Source organism: Belliella filtrata, from assembly GCF_022549775.1.
GTDB classification, from domain to species: Bacteria; Bacteroidota; Bacteroidia; order Cytophagales; family Cyclobacteriaceae; genus Belliella; species Belliella filtrata.
Genome location: NZ_JAKZGP010000008.1, coordinates 18,757 through 37,497, shown reverse-complemented (window position 1 = coordinate 37,497; position 18,741 = coordinate 18,757). Strand labels below are relative to the sequence as shown.

General features: G+C 39.6%; 14 protein-coding genes. 6 read left to right on the top strand and 8 right to left on the bottom strand.

Going from position 1 to position 18,741, the window contains the following annotated elements:
• Positions 1 to 58: 58 nt before the first annotated feature.
• Positions 59 to 1,345 (top strand): APC family permease, encoded by a 1,287-nt coding sequence (locus MM239_RS05075; RefSeq protein WP_241347121.1) that lies wholly within the window; start codon positions 59 to 61, stop codon positions 1,343 to 1,345.
• Here the strand turns inward: MM239_RS05075 and MM239_RS05070 are convergent.
• The 3 genes from MM239_RS05070 to MM239_RS05060 all read right to left on the bottom strand — a co-directional run bounded on the left by MM239_RS05070 (position 1,342) and on the right by MM239_RS05060 (position 4,286).
• Positions 1,342 to 2,322 (bottom strand): YpdA family putative bacillithiol disulfide reductase, encoded by a 981-nt coding sequence (locus MM239_RS05070; protein WP_241347120.1) that lies wholly within the window; start codon positions 2,320 to 2,322, stop codon positions 1,342 to 1,344. The genes MM239_RS05075 and MM239_RS05070 overlap by 4 nt on opposite strands.
• Positions 2,323 to 2,383: 61 nt before the next feature.
• On the bottom strand, positions 2,384 to 3,148 hold the full coding sequence (locus MM239_RS05065; RefSeq protein WP_241347119.1) for an NRDE family protein: 765 nt from the start codon (positions 3,146 to 3,148) through the stop codon (positions 2,384 to 2,386).
• 34 nt (positions 3,149 to 3,182) lie between these two features.
• Positions 3,183 to 4,286, bottom strand: a complete 1,104-nt coding sequence (locus MM239_RS05060) for an alkene reductase (RefSeq protein WP_241347118.1) — start codon at positions 4,284 to 4,286, stop codon at positions 3,183 to 3,185.
• Positions 4,287 to 4,597: 311 nt separating this feature from the next.
• On the opposite strand from MM239_RS05060, the gene MM239_RS05055 reads away from it, so the two are divergent.
• Complete coding sequence (locus tag MM239_RS05055) at positions 4,598 to 4,972, top strand: BlaI/MecI/CopY family transcriptional regulator (protein ID WP_241347117.1); 375 nt, start codon at positions 4,598 to 4,600, stop codon at positions 4,970 to 4,972.
• A complete protein-coding gene (locus MM239_RS05050; RefSeq protein WP_241347116.1) occupies positions 4,972 to 7,368 on the top strand; it encodes a M56 family metallopeptidase in 2,397 nt (798 codons plus the stop codon). Before MM239_RS05055 ends, MM239_RS05050 begins: the two co-directional genes overlap by 1 nt.
• A 283-nt stretch (positions 7,369 to 7,651) precedes the next feature.
• On the opposite strand, the gene MM239_RS05045 is transcribed toward MM239_RS05050, so the two are convergent.
• Entirely contained in the window at positions 7,652 to 8,776 is a 1,125-nt protein-coding gene (locus MM239_RS05045) for a sugar phosphate isomerase/epimerase family protein (protein WP_241347115.1), read from the bottom strand.
• A 344-nt stretch (positions 8,777 to 9,120) separates the two neighbouring features.
• Between MM239_RS05045 and MM239_RS05040 the strand changes: the two genes are divergently transcribed.
• Positions 9,121 to 10,278 carry a PQQ-dependent sugar dehydrogenase gene (locus MM239_RS05040; protein WP_241347183.1) on the top strand — a complete coding sequence of 386 codons (1,158 nt, stop codon included), beginning with the start codon at positions 9,121 to 9,123 and terminating at the stop codon, positions 10,276 to 10,278.
• A 94-nt stretch (positions 10,279 to 10,372) separates the two neighbouring features.
• Here the strand turns inward: MM239_RS05040 and MM239_RS05035 are convergent, their stop codons facing one another.
• The 4 genes from MM239_RS05035 to MM239_RS05020 form a co-directional block, all read right to left on the bottom strand.
• Positions 10,373 to 11,188 (bottom strand): NAD(P)-binding domain-containing protein, encoded by an 816-nt coding sequence (locus tag MM239_RS05035; RefSeq protein WP_241347114.1) that lies wholly within the window; start codon positions 11,186 to 11,188, stop codon positions 10,373 to 10,375.
• A gap of 44 nt (positions 11,189 to 11,232) precedes the next feature.
• Complete coding sequence (locus MM239_RS05030; protein WP_241347113.1) at positions 11,233 to 11,874, bottom strand: sterol desaturase family protein; 642 nt, start codon at positions 11,872 to 11,874, stop codon at positions 11,233 to 11,235.
• A gap of 132 nt (positions 11,875 to 12,006) precedes the next feature.
• Positions 12,007 to 13,152, bottom strand: coding sequence for an N-acetyl-alpha-D-glucosaminyl L-malate synthase BshA (gene bshA / locus MM239_RS05025; RefSeq protein ID WP_241347112.1), 1,146 nt, complete (start codon positions 13,150 to 13,152; stop codon positions 12,007 to 12,009).
• A 72-nt stretch (positions 13,153 to 13,224) separates the two neighbouring features.
• Entirely contained in the window at positions 13,225 to 16,287 is a 3,063-nt protein-coding gene (locus MM239_RS05020) for a glycoside hydrolase family 3 N-terminal domain-containing protein (protein WP_241347111.1), read from the bottom strand.
• A gap of 154 nt (positions 16,288 to 16,441) precedes the next feature.
• On the opposite strand from MM239_RS05020, the gene MM239_RS05015 reads away from it, so the two are divergent.
• Positions 16,442 to 16,852, top strand: a complete 411-nt coding sequence (locus MM239_RS05015; RefSeq protein ID WP_241347110.1) for a hypothetical protein — start codon at positions 16,442 to 16,444, stop codon at positions 16,850 to 16,852.
• Positions 16,849 to 18,741, top strand: coding sequence for a DNA mismatch repair endonuclease MutL (gene mutL / locus MM239_RS05010; protein ID WP_241347109.1), 1,893 nt, complete (start codon positions 16,849 to 16,851; stop codon positions 18,739 to 18,741). Before MM239_RS05015 ends, mutL begins: the two co-directional genes overlap by 4 nt.

Below are 18,741 nucleotides of genomic sequence, written 5' to 3'. Positions count from 1 at the left end.
TTAGGAAATTTTCGGATTTATAAGCTAATTGTTTTTTAAACATAAAGCATCAGCTGATTTGAAAAGCCAAAGTTCGCTCAAAAGAGGTATTCAAAAATGGGACTTAGTCTTCTTGATCATCAATTCGGTCATTGGAGCTGGGATATTTGCACTTCCAGCGAAGGTTTTTAGCATTTCGGGTGTGTACTCCATAGCGGCATTTGTCGTATGTGCCTTGGTGATGATGATTCTTATCCTTGTTTTTGCGGAAGTGAGTTCTAGGTTTGACCGTACTGGAGGCCCCTATCTTTATGTACATCAAGCTTTCGGCCCAATCCCTGCGTTCATCATTGGCTGGCTACTCATGCTCACTAGGTTGTTTAGCTACGCGACATTGATCAACCTACTGATTGTCTATTTGGCATTTTTTTCAGATAGCTTCCAAAATGAACACATCAGAATCAGCTTGATATTTTTGATCACCATTTTAATCACTTATTTCAATTGGATTGGTGTAAAAAATACAGCTCGTGTCAGTAACTTTCTGACTGTTGCCAAGCTTTTGCCTTTAGCCGTATTTATTGGCGTAGGCTTATTTTTTTTGGATTTAGGCAACTTTCAGCAAAATGATCTCCCAAGCTTATCAGAATTTTCAGCTTCATCATTATTACTAATTTTTGCATTTGGGGGATTTGAGGCAAGCCTTGTGAATAGTGGAGAGATTGTAAATCCTAAACAGAACTTACCTTTTGGCCTGATAACTGCATCCTTGGTGATTACTGGCTTTTACATCTTAATTCAAATTGTCTCTATAGGTACACTACCTGATTTGGCGAATTCAAGCAAACCAATAGCTGAGGCTGCAAGTGAGTTTATGGGTTGGTGGGGTGGAATGTTTATCACTGTCGGTGCAGTTGTTTCTATCATTGGTACACTCAATGTCCAAATTCTTAGTGGGTCTAGACTACCTTTTGCACTAAGCGAAGAAAATCAACTTCCAGGGATTTTCAGAAAAATCCATCCAAGATTTGCCACTCCGTGGGTATCTATTCTTGTATTTGCAAGTCTTGTGGCTTTCGTAGCTACCTTTTGGGGATTTATGAATTCTCTTGCGATATCGGTCATAGCTAGACTACTTCTCTATGCTATCGTCTGTGCGAGTCTCATCAAGCTCCGGAAGTCAGAACCTGAAAACAAAAGTTTCTTCAAAGTCCCTTATGGAAATCAAATAGCTATCTTGGGAATCCTAGCCACTTTATGGCTACTTTCGGGCACACAAATCGAAGAGATCCTAGACACCATATATTGGACAGGCGCAGGCATTGTGATTTATGCCATCCATGCTCTTACCAAGACCAAAAACTAGTGTACATCTACTTTCCTTTTCCCCAAAATATGTGACACAATATGCTCGGCATGAACGATCGAATTCTCGATAAAAAACTCTCGGGTATTCAATCCTCCACAGACAACTCCTGCCAAATAAACTCCTAGGATATTTGATTCTTGATTGGTTTGATCATAGCAAGGCTGTCTTTTTTCATCTATACTCAAGGTCACTCCAAGCTGATCAAGCAAGGAGAAATTTGGAACATAACCCGTCATGGCCAAGACAAAATCATTTTCAATGGTAACGTCTCCGCCTGGCGTCTCAATCACCACCTCATTTTCCCTAATCTCTTTTACCAAGGAGTTTGTGAATGCTTTGATACTCCCTTCTTTGATCCTGTTTTCTATATCTGGTTTGACCCAATACTTCACATTTGGGTCAATCCCCTCTCCTTTGAGAAGCATAGTCACATCTGCACCTTTGCGCCAAGTCTCAAGCGCTACATCTACGGCCGAGTTTGCGCCACCCACGACAAGCACCTTTTGACCAATGTATGGCCATGGTTCTTTATAATAATGCTGAACTTTAGGAAGATCTTCTCCAGGGACATTCATCAAATTTGGAAGATCATAGAAGCCTGTCGCTAAGATGATGTTTTTTGCATGATAAGTATGTTTGGAAGTTTTGATTTCGAAATCCCCATCTTGACGATGCATCTTCTCAACTTTCTCATAAAGATTGATTTTCAACTTCCATTTCTCAACTACGCGCCTGTAGTACTCTAAGGCCTCCGTTCGAGTAGGCTTATGAGACACAGACATGAAAGGAACTCCCCCCATTTCCAATTTGTCAGAGGTAGAAAAAAAAGTCATATTCAAAGGGTAATGATACAACGAATTGGTCAAAACTCCTTTTTCTACGATAACATAATGCAGACCAGCCTTTTCACATGCTATGCCACAAGCAATACCTATAGGGCCACCACCAATTATAAAAACATCCAATACTTCCATTTTTAGTAAAATTTCATGACTATGTTATACAAACAGGAATCCTTAGAAATCTGTTCAGTGATCATTCACAAACTTGAATTGATACCTTTTGATCCGAAGTAACATCATTTATCTGGTCAAATGTACGTTCAAAGACTTCTATTTTACCATCATTTCCCCATAACAGAACCGTCGTATTCACTGTTCCATAATAATCATCAATCTTAATAAATTGAGCTGAAAGGTGCTTTTCTTGATACAATGTTGCTCCAGTATCAGGAAGGAGCTCCTCTGGATCCATTTTCTTCGAATGCACCACTTGCATCAATTGCACTGGATCCAACATATCGTTAGCTATGGATTGTCGTAATTTAGACTTCGCAAGAGTTAACTTTGTCCAAGGAGTATCTAAAAGGGCATTGCTAAGTCCATATGTTCCTGGTTCAATTTCTTCAATACCTTCCTTATAATTTGAAAAATAAAACACCGAGTCACCTTCCCCGACTAAAAGATTGAAACCTTCATAATCATCTTTTTCTAAAGCTACACGCTTTAGAAAATCAAAAGGTGAGCTACCTCCTTCCAAAAAATCCTTTACCAGGTTGCCTCTAGTTTTCGGGTTCTTTTTCAAATTCTTTAGGTCTCTGTAATTTGTCAAAGCCGCAAATCTTCCATTCGGGTGAACACCCATCCAGGTTCCGCCAGCTTTAAGGTCTTTGCCTGCATAGAAGCCACTTTCCCACTTATGGAGTGGCGCTGAAGGTCTTTGAAAAAACTCATCCCTGTTTGCCACAAGGATGAGTTTATATTTAGGATGATTTTTCCAGTTGAAGGTAATTAAGCACATAGGACGAATGTAGCACAAAAGTTTAACTTAACTTTTATGCCTTAGCTTTTTTGAGTTTTGGATAGTCAGTATAACCTTTCTCACCAGCAGTATAGAAAGTAGCATCATCCCATTCTGCAAGCGGAGCATCTTGTTCAAATCTCTCGACCAAATCTGGGTTGGAAATATAAGGCTTTCCATAAGCCACTGCATCTGCCAATCCCTCGAGTATGTACTGATTCCCTTTTTCTTGGTCAAAATTAGCATTGATGATCAACACACCTTTGTACATTGGCCTGTACCTGTGGGCAATTTTTTCTACGGCATGTGGCACTTCCGAGACGTCATTGAAAGGCTCTGAAAGGTGAAGGTATGCTAGGTTATATTCATTCAACTTCTCTATGATATAATCAAATGTTGGTATGGACTCTTCATCTAAAGTCATTCCGAATATGTTGTGAAGTGAAGGGTTCAGTCTAAGTCCAATTTTCTCTTCAGGCATCACTTCTTTGATAGCATCTATTACTTCAAAAAGGATTTTGGCTCTATTTTCCTTGCTTCCCCCATATTCATCCACTCGGATGTTAGAAGTTCTACTGAAAAACTGATGTAGCAAATAGCCATTGGAAGAATGGATTTCAACGCCATCAAAACCAGCCTCCATCGCATTTTTTGCAGCGTTCTTATAATCAAGAATAGTTTGCTTGATTTCCTCAAGACTCATTTCCTTTGGAGTCACAGTCTCTTTAAATCCGGTTGGTGTAAAAGATTTTGAGTGTGGGTTGATTGCTGAAGGTGCATGAGGCAATTCTCCATTGTGAAAATCAGGATGTGACATCCTTCCAACATGCCAAAGCTGAAGAAAAATTTTCCCTCCTTCATCATGCACTGCTTTGGTGACAGCTTTCCAACCTTCCACTTGTGCTTTAGAATATATGCCTGGCGTATTGATGTAACCTACCGCTTTGGTTGATATTTGAGATCCTTCGGCAATGATCAATCCCGCCGAAGCCCTTTGTTTGTAATACGCTACGTGTATATCAAAAGGTGCCTTTTCGGGATTGGTCGCTCTACTTCTCGTCATGGGTGCCATTACCACCCTATTATTAAGTTCTATTTCTCCAATTTTTAGTTTCTGCAATAGTGGTTGCTTGTTCATGGTGATTAGTTTTTCGTTTAGTTGGTCAAAAATTCAATGTATATACAACGATAAGCAATCAAGTATTGTTCCATAGCCGTATTTTTTAAAAGTAAATTTAAATCAATCGAGTGGTATCTATTAGGACAGATTTAGATGCATAAGGCATCGTGTCATTTTCTTATAGAAAAAGATGTTTCAAACGCATAATAAGCTGTTTTATTCAATGAAATTATCATATTTGATATATAGTACGAAAAAAATCGTATAAAAATCTTGCATTACGATCTCCTTCGTATATCTTTGTACGAAACTCATCGTAATATACAATTATGAAAGTCAAACCCACAGAATCTGAATTAGAAATCCTTCAAATCATCTGGCAAAAAAGAGAGGCCAGTGTCAGGGAAGTTCACGAGCAATTAGCTGAAAGTAAGGATACAGGCTACACTACTACACTCAAGCAAATGCAAATCATGCACACCAAAGGTCTACTTATTAGAAATGAAGAAAGTAGAACACACATATATAGTGCAGGAATCGATGAGCAAGATACGCAGCGTCATTTATTGAGGAATTTTGTTTCTACTACTTTCGGTGGCTCTTCAAAAAATCTCGTAATGCAAGCCTTAGGGCAAGGTACTCCATCCAAAGAGGAGTTGACAGAAATTCGCGCATTCTTAGATCAATTAGAAAATGAAAAATAATGGATTGGATCAATGAACTTCTCCCTCAAGCCTACTTGTATGCGATTGGCTGGATGCTTATTCATGCTATTTGGCAAGTTGCAGGCATTGGACTTGTATTATGGTTCTTGCTAAGGTATAGTTCCCAAAGAACATCCACCTACAAATACAATCTCGGAATCTCTTCTTTGGTTTTGATGCTCGTTGTGAGCATTTGTACTTTCGGCTATTACTTTGAACTCGATACACAGTCGGCAGATCATTCTATTGAAGAATTCTCACAATATATAACTACAGTTAATTCAGATTTCAAAGGAGAGCTTGTAGATATTAGAAATGAAGATTCAGCTTCAAGTCAATGGTTGGGTAGTCTTTTTGAGCTGATTGATAGAAATATCCCTGTTTTAGTTAATGTTTGGATGATAGGAGTCGCTTTGTTCATGATAAAGTTTGCTAGTGCAATGGCTGACTTAAAAACGCTCCGATCCAGACCTACTAGTGCTATTGCCCCAAAATGGGAAAAGACGCTTGACCAATATGTGAAAAAACTCAAAATTGACAGAACTATAAGAATATTTGAAAGTAAATTCATCAGTACACCACTTACTTTCGGGATTTTGAAACCCATCATTTTGATCCCAACGGGCTTGATTTTTCAACTAAGTTCTGTGCAAGTAGAAGCCATCATCGCACATGAATTGGCCCATATCAAACGCCATGATTTCTTGGTCAACATACTTCAATCTATGATGGAAATGGTTTTTTTCTTTCATCCTGTGTTTTGGTGGATCAATGGAGTCATCCGCACTGAAAGAGAAAATGTATGTGATGATATTGCAGTACAGTTAGGTGTAGCACCAAGAGCATTAGCTGAAGCCCTTGTCACTTGTACAAACTATAGCATAGAAGCTAGCCCCCAACTAACCCTGGCTGCCACTTCAAGAAATACACCAACTTTAGACCGAATCAAAAGAATAATGGGATTCAGCTCCCCTCATAAACCAACCTCCACTTTAACTAGCTTAACCATGTCTCTATCTTTAATTCTTACTACAAGCATCATACTTGGCGCACAAGCATACAAGTCTTCTGTCAATGATATTGACCAATTCCTCACCAATGTACAATCAGAAATCATTCTTGCCGATAATTATTGGCTTCAGTTGGAAACTACTACCAAAGTGGATCAAATTAGCGACAAACTAAAACAAGACTTCGGAAATTTACAAAAAGAATCAAATGAGTCTAAGATTTATTTTGAAAAAGTATTACCAAAATTATCAGAAAAGTCAAGCCGAACCAAATCATACGATTTAAAAATCAGCCTCTCTGAAGATGGAAAAGCATTTTCTTTTGAGGACTTATCTGAAGCAAATAAATCTAAACTTTTTGCAGAATTTGAAAATTATAAAATTTCAGGAGACACTTTACATGTATGGTCTAATACTAAGGAGGAAGAAATAAAAATGAATCTCTTAAATAATGAGGCAATAGCACCTAACTTAAAAATTGCTCCATTAGAGTTCCTAGGTCATGATTTCAGCAAGATGCCAATAAAAAAGCTTGATCAAAGCATGGTTATACCAGGCGTTAAATTTGATGCTCAAATCGATACAACAAAAAGTACCTCGAGGGTTCAAGGAATAAGTGTCAACTTAAATAAAAACACATTCGAACCAAGTGTACGCAGTGTAGCTGGAAATCCAAGTGTGAATGTATCAGCAAATACAGCACCTACTACTTCAGTCCGTGGCACTACTTTAACGCAAGAAGTCTTTGAGCAAAACTATGCTAGAGCACTAGCTACATCACCAAGCAAAGCCGCCAAGGGGTCTGAACTTGATAGGGTTACTGGTGTATCCACTGCCCGCGGTAATTATAAAATAGATACGACTAAGTCCTATAATAAAGAACTTAAAGAAGCTACTAATAAGCTCTCAAATGCCAAAACAGAAGAAGAGAGAAACGTAGCAATACAGAGAATAACTGAAATCAGCGAGAAAATTGCTTCTTCCGCAAGTCAACAATGGGTGAAAAACGACTCAGTGATAGCGGAATTCTCTAGAAGAAGTGCTGAAGCCATTGGGCCGTGGATGGAAGAAAACAGCAAGCAAATGGAAGAATGGCAACTAAAGCTAGAACCTCTCATGAAATCCTTTAATGAAAAAATGGAAGGGTTAAATGAAAAATTACTGCCACTAAATGATGAATTCCAAGCCAATTTCAAAAAATTCGATGAAGAATCAAGACCCATACTGGAAGAGTACCAGCGTAAAATAGCAGAATGGCAAAAGGAGAACCAGCCAAAAATGGAGGAGTTCCAAAAGAAAATGGCAGAATGGCAAATAGAATATGCTACCAAAATGAAAGAATTGCAGAAGGAGTTCAAAGAAAAGAAAAACTCCCCAGACAAATAACATCCTCAAGACCCACTATTTCCTAACAACCTCATTTTTGAGAAGACCTGTCAAGTTTCAGTTGACCAGCACATTAACTAACTCTAGAAATTTAGCCGTCAAACTGACAAAAACCTGACAGGTCTCATTTAACTCTAGGCCTTTTTGAAATCACTACTCTAATGCCAGTTGTTTCAATGTATAGGAAAACTATTGGCTTATATAGTGTCAACACTAAAGTAAAATTGCTTTCTGCATTAAGCATTTTTTCTATATTTTACTTACAGTAGAAAGCAATAAATTTTCAGGATAAGTCTTTCATGGTAACCACAGAAATATCTTTTCTATTTGTTTGGATTAATGGAGTCATTGCCGATGCAGGAAATTGATACCCATCATCTCCCAAGGCCCATAGTAGTGGGGCAAGATTTTGCACAGTTGCTTTACAGCCTTGAATGATTGCTCCCAGATTTCCTGTTTGCTTAGAAAGCTTGGCTTCATTTTCTATTTCAAAAGGCCCTTTGAAACCTCTATTTTTCAAAACATCTACAAAACTTCGCCAATCCATAGAATCACCTAACCCAAACCCTGGCAGCGTAGCCTCATAATGATGCCTGTCCCAGTCATTTGTGCTGGATGGAATTCCTGCACTTTCGGCCCATTCCTTTTTCACTTTTTGCATGGGATACATATTACCCCAATATGGGTCCGAGATATTCCTTGTAGACTTCACATGAATTCTTTTCAAGCGATTCATATCAGTGTGACGGATCACCTCTATAGGATCAGTTTGCTGCCAAATATCATGAGACGGATCATAGATCTCACCATGAGCTTTGCTAGGAACAAGCTCGTACATGATTTTCCTTGCAGCCAATACACCTGTCAGGTTATTGAAAGTGGTACTGTAACCTGATGATCTCCATCCTTCCATGGGGCAATTTTCATACAGCACAGTAACTCCCAGATCCTCGGCATACTTGATGATCGGTGTAAATATCCTCTGATACTCTTCCAAATTCTTTTCAAAACCATGCTCTTGAATTCCAAGCTCATGGTTATATCCTACAAATGTCCCCACGGTTACATCATTTTCATCCCCTCCAAGCAAATGTGCCATTCTGATCAATTTGAGCAAATGATTTTGGTTGTGCACCCTCTGACTTTCATTTCCTCCAATGAGGTTATCAAATGCGCCTAAAGACAATCTGAGTTGAGCAGTATTGAATTGGTCTATCAATCTTGAAGCTGTCTCTTGGCTGAAGTTATCATAATCAAGGTGTGTGGCCACAAAATCATCTCTTGTGCCATCTTTCCTGAATACACATAGGTCTAGTCCCTGAACTCCCACTAAATGAGCTTTGGAAATTACTTCTTCTAAACTCAGCTGATCGAATGCTGAAGTCATAATCCAAATTTGATTATTCATATTCTCTATCTGTTCACAGTTATGTATTGGCAATTCCTTAAGGTTCGTTAAAACTAGTGAGCCTTCTTCAATAATTCATTTCAAATGCTATCATTTTGTCATTTTCTTCAGGAAAAACTCTGCTAAAAATTTTCAACTGGATTAAATATAACTTAAAACACCTATATCAATTCATTAACACCATTAGTTGAATGTTTAGAAATTCTTATTTACAGAAATATAATTATTCCCTTTCATCATTACTTTTATCACAAAAAACACATCACTGGAATACCTTTTGTGGAAAAGACAAAACAAATCATTTGAAAAATGATTAAACTTGTACAAAAACCAACTGAAACATGATAAGATCACACAAAAATCTGTCTTTTGTTTTGGGTATGTTCTTAGCTGCTGGACTAGCATCTTGCTCAGAACCCCAAGCAAATGATAATACTCAGGAGAATACAGCGGGAGCTATAGAATCGGAAAAGCTTACTTTTACGCTTGATACCCTTCATACAGATTTCGAGAACCCTTGGGGAATGACATGGCTTCCTGATGGAAGAATGCTTGTAACCGAAAGAAAGGGAGAAATTTTGATATTCAAGGATGATGCTTTTACAGGAGAGAAACTGACAGGAGTGCCCGAAGTTCATGCCGTAAATCAAGCAGGCCTATTGGATATCGCTATCCATCCAGACTATGAAAGCAATGGTTGGATCTACCTTGCTTATGCCAAGGACTTGAACAATGGTGGTGTTTTGACCATATCACGTGCTAAACTTGATGGCAACGCACTAGTTGACCTTGAAGAATTGATTGTAAATATGCCGGAATGGCAAGGTGGAAGACACTTTGGTACTAGAATAGTTTTTGACAAAGATAACTACTTGTACTATGCTAATGGTGATAAAGGAAGCCGTCCCGAAAATGCACAAGAGCTAAACAACTCTCATGGTAAGATTCACAGAATCCATGATGATGGCCGTATCCCATCTGACAACCCTTTTGTAGATGTAGATGGTGCAGTAGCCTCTATCTGGACTTATGGTAATAGAAACCCACAAGGCATGATTTATGATGCTGACAATAACAGGCTTTGGTCTGTAGAGCATGGTCCAAAAGGTGGTGACGAGTTAAATTTGATCGAGAAAGGCAAAAACTACGGATGGCCAGAAGTTACTTACGGTATTGACTATGACGGATCTATTATAACCGAAGAAACTGAAAAAGAAGGAATGGAATCTCCTGTTTCATACTGGGTTCCATCCATTGCAACATGCGGTATGGCCTTGGTCACTTCTGACAAATATCCAACTTGGAAAGGCAATCTACTTGTGGCAGCGCTTGCAGGACAACACATTTCTAGAGTAGAGTTAGATGGAACTACCTACGTAGGAGAAGAGAAGTTATTGAATGAGATCGGAAGGGTGAGACAAGTTTCTCAAAGCCCAGACGGTTATATCTATGCCATCACTGAGGCTACTGGCCTGATGGTGAAGATCATTCCACAGGATTAAATTTCCATCACCCACAATTCAATAGGTCGAATCCATATACTAAGTTGGTATATGGATTCGACCTAAATTTTTTAACAGCCACTCAATTCAACCTTTACCCTTCATACCAAAAATCCAGTGGATCTGGAATCGAAAACTCAAAGCCTGTCTTTAAAATTTTATCAGCTGAAATTTCCTTCCACGCATTTTGACCTAGTTCTGCATAGGATTGAGGAGGTGCAAATCCCAGGTCTTTGGCATTTCTCTCATAAACTTGACTTCGTCTGGGATGTAAAGGAGCGACACCATTGAAAACCTCGACCCAAAGTTCTTTGGTGATGATCCATGTCAGCATGCTCACTGCATCATCCCTATGGATGTAATTCACAGGAGTATCACCTACTACATTGTCCTTTCCTGAAAAATACTTTCCTGGAATTCGATCTACACCAAGCAATCCACCAAATCTTACAATAGTAAGTGCATAAGGTGCATCCATTTGAAGTAAAGTCTCCGCATCGAACAAAGCTAGATTTCCAGTGCTTGACCTGGTCAATGGATCTTCCTCACGGGCTACTTGGTTGAGATCAGGATATACAGAGGTGGCTGATACGTAGATTACCTTTCTGACAGTTCCTCGTTCTATCATGGCTTTGAGAAACTTCATTTGCTCGGGATGAAAAGTCGGTGCGGCAGATCTTGTTCTGGGAGGCACATTGATGAGCAATACGTCCGCATCAAATAGCTTTTGAAAACCAACACCTTCTGGATGCGGACACAGTTTCAAAAGTGTCGTATCTAATCCCTCTTGCTGAAGCAACTTCACCTTTTCTTCGGAAGTAGCACTTCCTATCACTTGGTGTCCTTTAGAGATCAAATGATATGCAAGTGGTTTTCCTAACCAACCAAATCCAATGACTGAAATTTTCATAGCTATTATTTGTAATGAAAAAACCCTCTTTCGAGGGCTTTATTTTATTTTTCCTTTTTTGGCATTGTGCCAAAAATGTAATCCCATAAAGGTGAACTTACACCAAAAGCAGCGTCTGGATCCTTATAGTGATGCACTGCATGATTCACCCATAGAACTTTCAGAAAATTCTTTGGAGGCTGATATGCATGTACAATGTAATGGACTCCCAAATAGCTCGCATACCCAAATAAGAATCCTGGCAAGAAATACAATGCATAACTCCCCATGATAAAGCTGAATACGATGTAGAATACAAGTGCATAAAATGCACTCACAAAAGGAGGCATCGCAAGTCTGTCCTTGTCCTTTGGATAGTCATGATGCACCCCATGGACAGTGTATTGAAGCTTGTCTTTGGCAGGTGTATCAGGCTCCATGTGAAAAAAGTACTTGTGCATTAAATACTCCACAAGTGTGAATGCTAATAAACCGATCAACATTATTGGAATACCTACCGCTAGGCTGATACTGGTAGCTGTCACAGCATAGTAAAACGAAACTATACTGATCACTAGAAACATCATGATTGGAATACTGATGTGAGTCCTTGATATTTTTTCCAAAATAGGATTCTTAAACATCGTGGCAGTCCCATTATTATCAGGCCTATCCAATCTTCCGATTTTTTTCAATGTGGCGCTCATCTCTTTTTTGTTTTGTTCTTATATTTCAAGGTACAGAACTGTAGGTGTATATTTTATTTACAAATTCGGTGCAAAAGTAACCTGAATGGTTAATATTACGAGCAAATCTTCAAATAGTTGAGAAATTACTGATCAAATATTACTCAATGAAATTTTAGCTTCCTCGATAGTTTCTTGATAAAATTCCACGTACATCGGTAGGATATTCTCTACATCAAACTCCTTGGCTCTTCTCAATGCCCTATCTTTGAAACCAGCCAAATTTTCATCTTTCAAGATCTCTAGCGCTTTTATCGTCATGTCTGCAACATCCCCTACTTTACATACATAGCCAGTCTCACCGTCTATGTTTAGTTCAGGAATCCCACCTGCATCTGAAGTTAGGATAGGAACCTCACAAGCCATTGCTTCAAGAGCAGCCAGGCCGAAACTTTCTTTTTCTGAAGGCATCATAAACAGATCTGCTACGGAAAGTACTTCTTCCACTGCCTCCAGCTTGCCCAAAAACCTGATATGATCACAAGTACCCAGCTCTCTACAAAGTCTTTCCATCTTGTCTCTCTCTGGACCATCCCCTACCAAAAGTAACTTTGCAGGGATTTGTTTTCTTATTGCGTCAAATACCCTAATCACATCCTCAACTCGTTTTACCTTTCGGAAATTTGAGGTATGTACAATAAGCTTCTCGCCATTGGGACAAATCGCCAATTTGAAATGCTCTTTCTTCTGCTTTTTAAACCTTTCCAAATCAATAAAGTTTGGAATAACTTTAATTTCCCTCTTTATATCAAAATGTTCAAAAGTTGCTTTCCTCAAATCCTCCGAAACTGCAGTCACACCATCTGACTGATTGATACTAAAGGTAACCACAGGTTCATAGCTAGGGTCCTTTCCCACTAAAGTAATGTCGGTACCATGCAAAGTAGTAACTACAGGAATATGAATTTGTTGGGTTTTGAGTATTTGCTTAGCCATATATGCCGCTGAGGCATGAGGAATGGCGTAGTGTACATGGAGTAAGTCAAGCTGTTCATACTTTACCACATTCACCATCTTGCTAGCAAGAGCGAGTTCATAGGGTGCGTGTTCAAACAATGGATAGCTCTTGATATCCACTTCATGGTAAAACAGGTTTGCACTAAAAAAATCCAAGCGAGTAGGTTGCCTGTAAGTAATGAAATGGACTTGATGCCCTTCCTTTGCTAATGCTTTCCCAAGCTCTGTGGCTACTACACCGCTCCCTCCAAATGTTGGGTAACAGACTATACCTATTTTCATATCTTTGGTTCAAACTGAAATCGATAGCATTGTAACATCGTCACATATGCTATTTGTTCATTTTATAGATAATTATTCTGATTTATGTAAAACCGAGGTCAGACGCCTATCCATAGACTTATAGATAATATCATGAATTTCAGTCCTTATACCTTCTTTAAGTAAAATATTATTTCCAGCATCAGGATTCACCCTGTTGGACAGGAATACATATATGAGGTCATTTTCAGGATCAGCCCATACGCAAGTACCTGTAAAACCTGTGTGACCGAAGGTACTTTTTGGAGCCAATACACCAGCACTTCCTCCTTTACCTTTCTCAGGCTCAGGTTTGTCCCATCCCCATCCTCTTCGACTTTGGGTAGATTGTCTTTTGGTAAACTCCTTGATCGTCTTCTCATCAAGCAAAATGGCATCTCCATACCTACCTCCATTCAACATCAGCTGCATCATCACGGCGATATCATTTGCAGTACCAAAAAGCCCTGCATGCCCAGCAACTCCTCCATACATTGCTGCCCCAGGATCATGCACATACCCTCTAATCAGACGCTTTCGAAAAGTGATATCATCTTCGGTAGGCGCAATGAATTCAATAGGCATTTTCCTTGCTGGGTTGAAAGTCAAAGTATGCAAACCAAGTGGTTCATAAAATATTTGCTCGACAAATTGATCCAAAGGCTGATTGACAACTCGTTCTACAACTGCCTGCATCAAATACATCGTAAGGTCAGAATACACATAGCTATACCTGCGAGAATTTGGTGTTGGTTTTCTCAACTCAGATTTGATCGTCCAATTCCAAATACTATCTCTCAAGCTTGGTGAGGCATACATAGCCTCTGCGATTGGTATAGAAAAAGTCTCTGAAGGCAATTGGTTGTAAAAAGAACTCTTCCAACTTCCTGCCTCGACTGTTTTGGCATAGTAGGGAATAAATGCTGGTAAGCCAGCCTCGTGAGCCATGATATCTTTGAGCTTTAAATCCCCTTTGTTTGTTGTCTTTAGCTCAGGTAGATAATGCGCTAAGGACTCATCCATATCTATGATATTTCTATCTGCCAAGAACATTACCGCCTGTGTAGTCGCCAAGACTTTGGTAATTGATGCTAGATCATAGACCGTCGAAGTAGATGTAGGTTGACTCTTTTGGTGGTCGAGATAGCCATAGGCCTTTTCGAATACCACTTCACCATTTTTTGCTACCAACACCACTCCACCAGGCATAGCCTTCTTCCTGATACCAGCTTCCATCACTTTATCTATTTCAGACAAAGTCTCGCTGTCAAGTCCTTGACTTTCCGGATAGGTATAAGAAAATCTTCCTAGTCCTGGCAATAGTCCACCACTGCCCATGGCTATACTTTCGGCTACAGTCACAGGCAATATTCCTTTTGCATCCCTTCCTCCAAAGATCACTTCAGCCGCTAGGCCTTGCGTGAAATCGTTGTTTTCAAATACCAATACATTATGAGGCAGTCCTTGCAGGAATTTTGCTGCATAAGCATTCCCAAAAAGTACCACAATCACTGATTTTTCTTTACTCAGTGATTTGATAAAATCAATATCAGACTGAACAATTCCAAAATTTCTTGAAGGACTATTGGTAATACCCATGAAGCCGACCACAACTGTATTGTAATCTTTAAGCTTTTCGCTTAGTTGTGATTGCTGACTAGCATTGGCACCTTTATCCATTTCAAAATGTGCCACTTTACCGTATTTGTCAAGCCTTTTTTTGAAAGTAGCACCTTTATCGCCAATAGTCAAGGAAGCGATACTGAGCATATTTAAGTGTCGCAGAGGCAAGAAATCGTTTTTATTTGACACCACACTGATAGCATCAGCATAAAGTCTCTCAACCAATTGAGAGGATGTCTTTGTATTCAGTCTTTCCACGAGACCTCTCGTCTCTATGGGTTTGATCTCATTCAGTCCTGCCCAATACTTGGCTTTCAGTACCTTCATCACACGCTGATCGATCTCCTCTTGCGTGATTTTACCATCAGCCACAGCCTGCATGATCATTTGCTTCGCTTTGGGTACATCTTGAGAATAAAGTAGGATGTCATTTCCTGCCAACAAGGCCAAAAGATCAACTTCACCTGGTTTATAAAACTTAGACACTCCGTTCATATTCAAAGCATCTGTAAAGATCAATCCACTGAAATTCATCTGGTCTTGAAGCAAATCAGTCACTACATACTTTGACAATGTGGTGGCTTTGTTTTTTTCAGCATCTAAGCTCGGTACGTGAAGGTGAGCCACCATCACTGACATGAGATCATCATCTATCAGTTCACGATAGGGAAATAGATCAATCTCCTCAATTCTTTTGGTGGTGTGCTTGATCACAGGTAAGGTATAATGCGAATCAGACTCAGTATCTCCATGTCCAGGAAAATGCTTGGCATTGGCTAACACACCATGATCTTGAAGCCCTTTCATGTATGCTTTAGATTTAGCTGTCACCAGCTTTTTTTCTTCTCCAAACGCCCTATAGCCAATAACAGGATTGTTTGGATTTGAATTAACATCTACCACAGGTGCAAAATTGATATGCATACCAAGCTCTTTGAATTGTTGGGCAATTTCTCGGCCCATATCATATACAAGCTGCTCGTCTGGTAGTGCTCCTAGGGTCATGGCTTTAGGGAAATTGATAACAGAGTCTAGCCTCATGCTCACCCCCCACTCTGCATCCATGGCGACAAACAAGGGCACTTTAGAAATTTGCTGGTAATAATTGGTGAGGTGAGCTTGCCTTACAGGTCCTCCTTGGAAAAAAATCACGCCTCCAAGTTGTTGCTCGTTGATCAGTTTGGAGATTTCTTGTTTGTGTTGTTCTCCTTTGTTGGAATAAGCTGCCACCATGAACAGCTGCCCAAGCCGCTGCTCAAAGCTCATGGAATTGAAAACAGAATCTACCCAAATTCTTTGCTTTCTGGCATCTTTAGCGATCAAAGGGTCTTTTTTTAACCTTTTTTTCTCGGCTTTTGGCTGCTCAGATACTTCTTCTATAGCCTTCATTTCTAACTCTGGACTATCTTGTACAGACAAATCCCAGCTGACCGCACTGTCAGTAGTGAAGATTAACAATAATCCCAAAAATACGCTCCAAACTTTTACCCGCATGCCAGTGTTTAATTTTTATTGCTTAATATTTAAAATAACTTTGTAAGAATATACGAGGTATAACTCAATTGCAAACTTTGGAAGAATTCTTTTATCAGAAAAGCTTTCAACCTAAGTTTCCAACGTAAATTAACGAAAAGATTACAAACAGCGTATGAAATTCCCTTCGATCTTTAAGACAGCAAAACCTATGAGCTTTGACATCAAGCCAAGGTATTACGACCCTATTCGAGAAGAAATAGAGCAAAGAACTGAACGCATCAAAAGGGAGCTACAAGCCGAAGGCAAAATACAATCTGAAGAAGAAGTCACTGATTCTTTCAGACAAAACTATGGATCATCTATCCGAGGAGCTTTTGCTCAAGGCGGAGCGATCAAAGGACGAACTTCCTCGGTACTGACCTCAGCTGGAATGCTCCGAATGATTATCTTGATTTTACTCATCGGTAGTATGATAGGCTATATCTACTATGGCGCATTGGTCCTATATGGGATTCTTTATGTCGCAGGCGGTGGTGTTTTGTTGGCTTTATTCTTAAAATTGAAAGGGCGAAGCAGGAGATGAATGATATCATACAGCTTCTACCTGACGCTATAGCCAATCAAATCGCCGCTGGAGAAGTAGTTCAAAGACCTGCCTCAGCCCTGAAGGAAATGCTAGAAAACGCTGTAGATGCAGGGGCTACTCAAATCCAAGTAATCGTCAAAGACGCAGGGAAAGCACTCATGCAAGTCATTGACAATGGAAAGGGCATGTCATTGACTGATGCGCGGATGTGTTTCGAACGTCATGCAACTTCAAAAATCAGGACTTCTGAGGACTTGTTTTCTATCAGAACCTTCGGCTTCCGAGGAGAAGCCATGGCTTCCATCGCTGCTGTGGCTCAGGTTGAAATGAAAACCAGACAACAAGGTGAAGAGCTCGGTACCCTCATCCAAATAGAAGGCTCAGAGTTCAAAAAACAAGAACCTACCTCCTGCCCAGAAGGTACTTCAATTGCAGTGAAGAACTTGTTTTTCAATGTCCCAGCACGAAGGAATTTCCTAAAATCCAATGCAGTAGAAATGAAGCATTTGGTGGAAGAATTCCAAAGGGTAGCACTTGCCTATCCAGGGATAGCTTTTTCATTTTATCAAAATGATATGGAGCTTTTCAGTTTGACTTCTGGCAAACTAAGTCAAAGAATCGTTGGGGTATTTGGCAAAAGCTATCAAAGCAATCTAGTAAGCTGCCAAGAGAACACCCCACATCTCAATATCCAAGGCTACATCGGTAAGCCAGATACCGCTAGAAAAACCAGGGGTGAGCAATATTTTTTCGTAAACAATAGATACATAAGAAGCAATTATTTGCATCATGCTGTTGCGAATGCATATGAGGGGCTTATGCCTTCTGACATGCACCCTTTTTATGTGTTATTCTTAGAAATCGACCCCACTCACATTGACATCAATGTACATCCTACAAAAACCGAGATCAAATTCGACGATGAAAGGACTGTCTATGCTGTCATCAGGGCTGCAGTAAAGCAAGCCTTGGGTGCACATCTGGTGGTCCCTACCATAGACTTCAGCATGGATGTCAATTTCAATGAGAATTGGAAAAATGATCAAACTCGCAAAGATGATGTTGATCGAGAAAACAGCTACAAGCCAGATGATCTTTCCAAAGAAAATGCCTATAAGTCATTTCAAAGTTCTACTTTCAAAAAGCAATCCACTTCAGGGTGGGAAAGACTTTTTGAAGGACACGAAAAACCTTCAGGGTCATCTGTAGATCAGTATAGAAATGATAATAAGAAAGAGGAAGATACTGATATCTTGACTTTCTCCTCAAAAGCAAATGATCAATCAGCTGGAGCAAATGTATTTCATGAGCAACAAGAAAACACCGGAGCAACATTTCAAGTAGAACAAAGTTACATAGTTGCTCAAATGTCATCTGGGGTTTTGATCTTAGATCAACAAGCGACACACGAAAGAATTCTATATGAGCGCTACATCAAGCAGCTGAACAATTCAGCGGGAGCCTCTCAGCAATGTCTGTTTCCACAACATATACAATTAAGTCCCGCTGATTTTGTGCTAGTCATGGACATCAAAGAAGAACTCCTCAGTCTGGGATTCGTAATAGAAGTATTCGGAAAAGAAACCATTCTCATCCAAGGAGTACCAGCAAATGTACAAGCTCAAAATGAAAAGGCCTTGTTTGAGGGATTGCTTGAGCAGTTTAAGCATTTCAAATCAGAACTATCCTTAGACAAGCGAGAGAACCTGGCCAGGTCATTGGCTAAAAAATCATCCTTGAAAAAAGGCTCTAAGCTAGATCCTTCAGAAATGGAGACTTTGGTGGGTCAATTATTTGCATGCCAAAATCCAAATTATGGGCTTTCGGGGAACAAAACCTTCGTAAAACTTGATTTAAATAAAATACACGCTTTTTTCGCAAGATAA